Source organism: Microcoleus sp. MON1_C1, from assembly GCF_036701945.1.
GTDB lineage: Bacteria > Cyanobacteriota > Cyanobacteriia > Cyanobacteriales > Microcoleaceae > Microcoleus.
In genome coordinates this window covers 1-6,971 of record NZ_JAUBRO010000103.1, presented here as the reverse complement: position 1 = coordinate 6,971, position 6,971 = coordinate 1, and the positions used below count along the sequence as shown (strand labels likewise).

General features: G+C 41.6%; 9 protein-coding genes, 1 tRNA gene and 1 pseudogene. 3 read left to right on the top strand and 8 right to left on the bottom strand.

Features of this window, described 5'->3' with window-relative positions; translation table 11 throughout:
* Position 1: 1 nt before the first annotated feature.
* Together QUA62_RS29570 and QUA62_RS28670 are read right to left on the bottom strand one after the other, a co-directional pair.
* A complete protein-coding gene (locus QUA62_RS29570) occupies positions 2-349 on the bottom strand; it encodes a transposase (protein ID WP_445301734.1) in 348 nt (115 codons plus the stop codon).
* Positions 350-445: 96 nt separating this feature from the next.
* Positions 446-799, bottom strand: a complete 354-nt coding sequence (locus QUA62_RS28670) for an IS630 transposase-related protein (protein WP_333408203.1) — start codon at positions 797-799, stop codon at positions 446-448.
* Between the two features lie 115 nt (positions 800-914).
* Here QUA62_RS28670 and QUA62_RS28665 point away from each other — a divergent pair, with 115 nt between their 5' ends.
* Both QUA62_RS28665 and QUA62_RS29565 read left to right on the top strand, forming a co-directional pair.
* Positions 915-1,820 (top strand): hypothetical protein, encoded by a 906-nt coding sequence (locus tag QUA62_RS28665; protein WP_333408202.1) that lies wholly within the window; start codon positions 915-917, stop codon positions 1,818-1,820.
* Positions 1,744-1,983, top strand: coding sequence for a hypothetical protein (locus QUA62_RS29565; protein WP_445301733.1), 240 nt, complete (start codon positions 1,744-1,746; stop codon positions 1,981-1,983). Before QUA62_RS28665 ends, QUA62_RS29565 begins: the two co-directional genes overlap by 77 nt.
* Before the next feature lie 188 nt (positions 1,984-2,171).
* Here QUA62_RS29565 and QUA62_RS28660 read toward each other — a convergent pair whose 3' ends face one another.
* The 6 genes from QUA62_RS28660 to QUA62_RS28635 all read right to left on the bottom strand — a co-directional run bounded on the left by QUA62_RS28660 (position 2,172) and on the right by QUA62_RS28635 (position 6,153).
* Positions 2,172-2,888 carry a tyrosine-type recombinase/integrase gene (locus QUA62_RS28660; protein WP_333408201.1) on the bottom strand — a complete coding sequence of 239 codons (717 nt, stop codon included), beginning with the start codon at positions 2,886-2,888 and terminating at the stop codon, positions 2,172-2,174.
* Positions 2,870-3,328 carry an Arm DNA-binding domain-containing protein gene (locus QUA62_RS28655; protein WP_333408200.1) on the bottom strand — a complete coding sequence of 153 codons (459 nt, stop codon included), beginning with the start codon at positions 3,326-3,328 and terminating at the stop codon, positions 2,870-2,872. Before QUA62_RS28655 ends, QUA62_RS28660 begins: the two co-directional genes overlap by 19 nt.
* A 124-nt stretch (positions 3,329-3,452) precedes the next feature.
* Positions 3,453-3,525, bottom strand: a tRNA-Ala gene (locus QUA62_RS28650).
* A gap of 151 nt (positions 3,526-3,676) precedes the next feature.
* Positions 3,677-3,880, bottom strand: a complete 204-nt coding sequence (locus tag QUA62_RS28645; RefSeq protein WP_190659577.1) for a hypothetical protein — start codon at positions 3,878-3,880, stop codon at positions 3,677-3,679.
* 300 nt (positions 3,881-4,180) lie between these two features.
* A complete protein-coding gene (locus tag QUA62_RS28640) occupies positions 4,181-5,233 on the bottom strand; it encodes a hypothetical protein (protein ID WP_333408199.1) in 1,053 nt (350 codons plus the stop codon).
* Positions 5,230-6,153: a hypothetical protein gene (locus tag QUA62_RS28635; protein ID WP_333408198.1), complete on the bottom strand. Its 924-nt coding sequence runs from the start codon at positions 6,151-6,153 to the stop codon at positions 5,230-5,232. The genes QUA62_RS28640 and QUA62_RS28635 overlap by 4 nt, the downstream gene beginning before the upstream one ends.
* A gap of 74 nt (positions 6,154-6,227) precedes the next feature.
* Here QUA62_RS28635 and QUA62_RS28630 point away from each other — a divergent pair.
* A pseudogene (locus tag QUA62_RS28630) lies at positions 6,228-6,971 on the top strand (ISKra4 family transposase); the annotation flags it as partial.

Below are 6,971 nucleotides of genomic sequence, written 5' to 3'. Positions count from 1 at the left end.
CTTACTTAAATGACTTAATTGGTAAGCGAAGAAATACTTTAGTATAAATACTCATCGCAAAAGTGACACGCTCCCTAATTGAGTCTACTTTATGCGCTGGTAAGTTATCCATCACTACTACTGCTCCCGACCACAATTGTGGCACTAAACATTGAGCGATAAACACATCAAATGCTTGGCTATCCATCGAGTTGTCTATGGTCATTAATGCTACTACCCGCTGGAAACTGATTGCACCAATTACTGTGACTTTCTTGCCTCGATAAAAAGGTTTGACCGCATAGGCTCTCGTTCCTCGTTGGGAACGTGCATGAGTTCTGGTTAAACAAGCGTAATACTCCTGTCTAATCTAAAAATATTAGATTTTTTGGGTCGATATGCTTGAGTTTTTCCCAATACTCTAACCTTAATTTCATGACTCTTTCAGTGCCGGGTTGGCTACTTCTCACTGTTTTTTTTTACGATTTAATCCCCACTTTTCTAAGGCGTTACACATAGCTGTTCTACCCACCCAATTTCCCGTCTTCTGGGCAAATAACTCACACAATTCTAGTAAGGTTGCATCGGGATGTGCGGCCACTATTTCTCTCAACTCTGCTGTGGAATTATTCAAATGACTGTATCTCGGTTTTCCCCTGGGTTTCGGCTGTAAATTCCCCTCTATTTTTTGTTGCTTGACCAGTTTTTGAACTAAGCTTTTACTGACGGAAAATATCGCTGCTGTTTTTCTGATCGACAGATTTTGCTCTTGATGGGCTGCTACTATTTTTGTTCGCAAATCTACTGAATATGCTTTCATTGATGTATTTTTTTAATCTATTCTTATTGTACCTCATAACACCCGGAAGTGCTGTAAATCCACCCTGACAAACACTGAAAAAAGGGGGGTTGATCATGAGGATGGCGCTGAAGATGTGCAAGCTGAAATCCAATCCCAGCAAGAACTTGAAAATCAGACTCAACAAGTGGATCAACATGAACTACAAAAAACACAAAAAAAAGATATTTTTGCCCAAACACAGACAGCAAGGACTATCAACGCTGACCTGAGCCAGAACTCAGAATTTCGCCCTGATGAAAAATCCGATAGTTTGGGAGATAAAGTTGAGCAGGTCGAGCGCACCCATCCGACCCATACACAGCAAGGATTTCAGACTGATCGACCTGAAAATTCCCAAGTTGATCAACAAAAAACAGAAGCAGAGGCACAAGCAGAAGCACAGGAAAAAGAGGAAGCAGAGCTGATCGATTTCATTAGGTTTGCGATCGCCGAAAATGATTCTCAATTTGCCACAGAGATCCAAGTCATTCTCAAAGATGTTTGTGGCAAAGGGGCTGCCGATCGCCAAAAAGTCTGGGATGCGCTGACGGAAGCCGAAAAAGTCGCTTTCACTGCTTTGCTTGGACAACCGACCTCACCAACTCCACCCACAGAAGCCATAGAACAGAGCGGCCAAGTCATAACCACAGAATCGGCTGAACTGAACCAACCGCAGCCCGTGACTGACGCGCTGACTGACGCGCCGACTGACACCCCGGCTGATGTTGTGGGTGAGCCACCACCACCACCAATCGAACAAATCGAACAAATTGACGCGGAAAAGATGCGTGAGATTGCCTTGATTTGGTGGGATGAATTTTATCCTGAGCAGATGCAAAGTCTGATTAGTCAACTCTATGCGTGGAAGGCACCGGGGACTAAATATAGCCAAGAGGCGATCGACTGCTGGCTAAATACTCAGGATGAAATTGTCAAAGAAAGAATCAGTCGAATTATTGAGGGTAAAAATGGACAAAGATTCGATCAAAATAACCACTGAACAGGATTTTCGGTGGAAAGTTTTCAGTGACGAAGTTAAAGAGCTTTCAGCAGTTGAATCCCACATTTTCCTTAGTGAAATGATGCGTCAAAACATGATTAAAGACAATGTAATCAAAGGGTTATTAGGAGTTAAACCAAGTGAACGTGAACAACTTTTGTGATGCAAAAACTGCTGGTAAAATCCTCAATGGTAGCGATCGAACCCTTCTGCGGTACCGACAGCAAAACAGACTTATAGAAGGGATTCACTGGGGGAGAAATCCTAGCGGAAAAGTTCTCTATAATCCTGTTTTGTTGAACCAATTAATAACTTGCAATGGCGATATCAATCATCCCGACCATCAGAAATTTATTGAGAGGTATCTCGGTGAGAAACCGGAGAATCAACCTCAGAAACCGGGTGCAAAACAGCGTTCAAAGCGGGCAACAAATCTGGTAGTTTTGGCGGGTTGACTAATCCGGCATAGTTTTCATAGAGCGTTCTGACATTGTGGCCGGTAAGCGATGCGATTGCCACCGGATTCATGCCAGATTCCAAACCATGCGAAATCAAAGTGTGTCGGGTGTTATACGGTTTGCGATAATCAATCCCTAATTTAGCAAGCGCTGGTTTCCAGTAACGGTTGCAGAAATTTTTGGAGTCGATCGCACAGCCGTTTGTGCTGGTGAAGATTAGATCCAGAGGCCCGTGAGGGATAGTCGGTCGTCGATCGAGCAATGGGTGTTGCAGGCGTGGTGTTAGCGGCACCGTGCGCGCCTTATTAGTTTTGGTGGATTTGCGAGATCCGTTGCTCAAACTTTCTCCGATCCAGATGCGATCGCACTCAGGTGAACAATGTCGCCAGAGGACCGCTGCTGCTTCTCCGGTACGTAGACCGCAGCCAAATTTGAATTCCACATAGTCCGCGTAGTGATTAAGTTCGGGATCTGAGCGAAATTTGTGAACGATGGCGCTTATTTCTGTAAGCGTGAACGGCTGCGGGCGCTGTTTGGGTGCGACCGAAACGTGAACATCAGCCCAAGGATTTTCGACTACCAGCTTCTTTTTTAGTCCCCACTCCAGCAAGCATTCATCAAAACGATCCGTTCCCTTACGGTGACGGGTTCAAGTTTCTGTGCCAGCCAATCTCGAAATTTCTCAGCAACACTTTCAGAAACAGAAATTGTGGTTTTTTCGTTGAAAAACACAGAAACGTGTTTTTGTAACGCCAGATATTTAGTCAATCCACCGTTGGAGATGGATCGGCGCTTGTATTCGACAAATTGGTCAAACAACTCAGAAACAGAGATTGATTCTTGTTTCTGTGGCTTGTATTTGACCAGGGAGGGGTCGAAGTTGCCACTAGCGATGTCTAGCTCGATTTGGCTGGCTTTCATGGAGGCGGCTTTGCGATTGACCATCGTGTCTGGTAAGCCGATGTAGAGCCAAAAACGTTTGCCCTGCCATGACCAGGCAAGCCGCAGCCGATCCTTGAAAACTTCTATATTTACCGACCCTTTGGGCATATCGCAGATTTATCGCATGGAGTGTCTGGGATTGTCAGTGAGTGTCACCCCTAATTGAGAATAGCAGATCTACGAGTTTGGTTGTAGAAATAACAAAACCCGCTGTGTAAACGGGTTTTCTTTATGGAGAATAGCGGGCTCGAACCGCTGACCCCTACAATGCCATTGTAGTGCTCTACCAACTGAGCTAATTCCCCTTTCTTTTCGCGCTCTCAATCATGCCTTAACTGACCAATATTTGTCAAGCTTTTTGGGCAAATTAGTTTTGAACCCTGGATTGGCAAGGCTTTCGGCTTTTTTTTCCAAAAATCTCATCGCTTCTAGACAATGGTCAATCCCTACTATGATTTAGTAAGTGTGTTGCGATATTTCCGTCAAATGGCTCAAACAAGACCCCATGAGGAAGTAGACGACTAGCAGGGCGGCGGCTGAAACCGCAACTAGGGTGCCGGCTAGCATTAGTGAAAATTCCCGTTGCGCGATCGCCTCTTGCATTAAGTGCAAAGACCAGGCAACGAGGGCAACGTCAATTATTAAAATAGAAACCAGCATAAGTTACGATTTGTAACAGCTTACCTATTGTAACAAAACTTTTCGCTCCGTGCAGATAAGCTCAGGCGTATTTAACTTTTGCTGTAAAACCCGAAGGGAGCAGCGGAAAGCTACTGAGAAAAAATGATAGGTTTTGGTGATAATTACAATATGCAAAGTAAATGAGAGCTAGCTCAGCTTTAGAGGTGGCGTTTTTGACTCTTGAGCCAGCGATTCCCTAGGGGATAGCCGCGCTTCACACGCTTTTTTGAGGGGTCAGGGTGCGATCGCTATTGTCGCCAAACCCTTACTTTCATAGCTTTAGCCTTTACCGACTTCTTTTGATTCCAAATTTTCCACTATTTGAGCAATCAGTGGACGATAAATGGTGTTATCTAAGTGTTCCTTGTACCACTCCTTATAATTCCCACTATTATATAGATGCTCTTCAATTAGTCGAGCCTCTTCCAGTAGTATCCACAAGTTATGAGTAGCTCGATTACAAAAACCTTCCATACCACTTATTTTCAGTCCATTTAATTTATACTGACGACAAGCTGGACAGAGACATTCCTCTAGTTTTTTTTCTTCTTCTTGACTGACTTGACGACCCCTCCAGCTACCTAAAGGAGCCACAATTCGCTCTCCGGTTCCAGGCAATTGGATCATCCCCCGTGCCGCCCGACTGCGCCAACCGCTTGAGTCTACTGAGTTAATCTTCAGTAAAGCAGCTAAATGTATAGTTGCTGTGCCACCAATGCCAAAAACATGAAGTTTTGTATTTTTAAATTCTTCGCGTATATGTTGAATGCTAGATAGAATTTTCTGATAAGGTATTGCTTTAGGAGCGCCTAGTAAATTTGGTACAATGCCACCCAAAGCAATATATGGTTTTGCTAGGAATTCCTTATGGGCTTTGATTTCATTTACATAATCTTCAAGCAATTCGCTAATGTGAATAACAGGAATGTATGATGGATTGTCTTTATAAGCCAGATTCATTTCCATTGTGCGCTTAAAACATTGTTTCTGCTCCTTAAATGTCATTTTGGGAGTAGGAATAAAGTCTTGAGGAATTGGATACCAGTCTGGTTTAGCTTTTTCTACAAACTCTTCATACTCTTTTCTTGGCGTTTCACCATCACGTTTTATAAAGTAAAAAGCACCGTTATCAAGATAAATTTGAACTTGAGTAGGAATACCCAGAGATTCGTGCAGTCCGTTTTCCATTGCCTCACCCCTGCGTTTAGGCATTTTGTGAAAATCCGCGTAGGAAATCATTACCGCGTGTAGTTGGGGAAGGTAATACTCTGAGGTTCTATCCCATACACGCGGTTTAATTCCCTTTAAACTGATGCCAGCGACGATTTTCACAGTTGATATTCCTTATAGAATTTTTGATATAAAGTTTTATATCGAGACATAAGTAATTGTTTAGTGTGTTGAGTTAAATATTCACCAATATTTTTTGATTCGCGGTGAGCTTGCATAGTAACTTTTGGGATCGCATAAATAATGGCTTCTTCGTCTGGAGACATAGAAAATGAATGTTCATTGTCAGCAAATACACCTGAATAGTCTATAGCAGTAAGAATTTTTTGTGCTACGCTTGTTGCTGAACCTAGAGAAGAATCGTGGAAAAATTCATAGCGAGGTAAAAGTTGACGGGGACTTGTGGAATGCCCCATAAAAAACATATATACATGAAAAATATTACACAAATCACGATAGGGACCCATATTAAAATCATGTCTTTCTTCATAGCGATTAAAATAGGAATCCAGAGCCTGAAGATTAGCTTTTTCATTCAAAGCTGCTCTTGTAGTAAAAGAACGACGAATTAAACAAGTAGCAATAGTTTCGGTTAAATTCTTTTTAAACCTATAACCCCCCAATAATAATGTCATCATCTGAGCATCATTAAGAGTATAATTACCTGTTTCCCAATTGGGATCTATTTCCTTGGTAATATACCAGTCTAAAATAGCGCTATATACTTTCAGTTGGACATTTTTTGAAACACCACAGTAAATGGTTTTGTAAGCTCTAGCACAGTGAAGACAGTTAAAAAGTTCTCGGATAGCTTCACGAGTAAACTCACCTCCTCTGTTGTCTATTAAGAAGTTATCTAAGTAGGCATCTTGTGGAAACAAACTACCATCTCTAAGAATTATGTCAGGGCGATCTTTATCCGCATTTAACAAGTATTGATGATCAAATTTATATTGACCAACATCCATCGCAGAAGCAGTACAGCGTTGATAGTCTGCGGGTTCTAATTGGGTGCATCTCACTTTTGCGAATATGTCAAAAAAGGCTTAAAATAAAAAAGCTAGTAAAATCGTAAAATAAAGATGAGGTAAAGAAAATGACACCCTCAGACCAACAACAGCTAAAAGCCCACTTAAAAGCGGCAGCAGAAATTCTTTACAGAAATACCGAGCCAACCGAGTTAAAAAGTTTTGAAAGTATAGAAAAAGCTGTGCGTCAGAAAATGTTAGAAGAAGTGGGTCCAGAACTAGGTAGCTTTTTTTTTCAGCAGTATCAGGAATTCAAACAGGAAAACCCCGAAAAATAAAATCAATAGTCGGCTCCCTCGACCTTACAGATAATCAGGCAAAATATTTTGGCTTGAAAGCTTATAGTCAATTTAGTCCACTGATGGAAAAATGTTGTCTTTTAATCAGTGCCAACGAATCTTATCAAATGGCAGAAAAAGACTTGGAAAAATTTACGGGTATCAAAAACTCTCACAGTACATTACAAAGATTAGTTAAGAGACAACAATTTGAATTGCCTACATCTAAACAAGGAGTCCAAGAAATTACATTAGATGGGGGAAAAGTCAGGCTACGCAACGAAACCAAGGGCGAGGGTGGTTACTGGAAAGACTATAAAGCCGTGTGTCTAGATAATGTTTATTCGGGAGCATTTTTTCAAAATAATCAAGATTTAATTGATTGGAGTAATAGCCAAAAATTACTACACCCTATGTATTGCCTAGGAGATGGTCATGCCGGAATTTGGAACATATTTAAAGAAATTGGAGACAATGAACAAAGACAAGAAATTTTAGATTGGTATCATCTGAAAGAAAATCTCTACAAGGTAG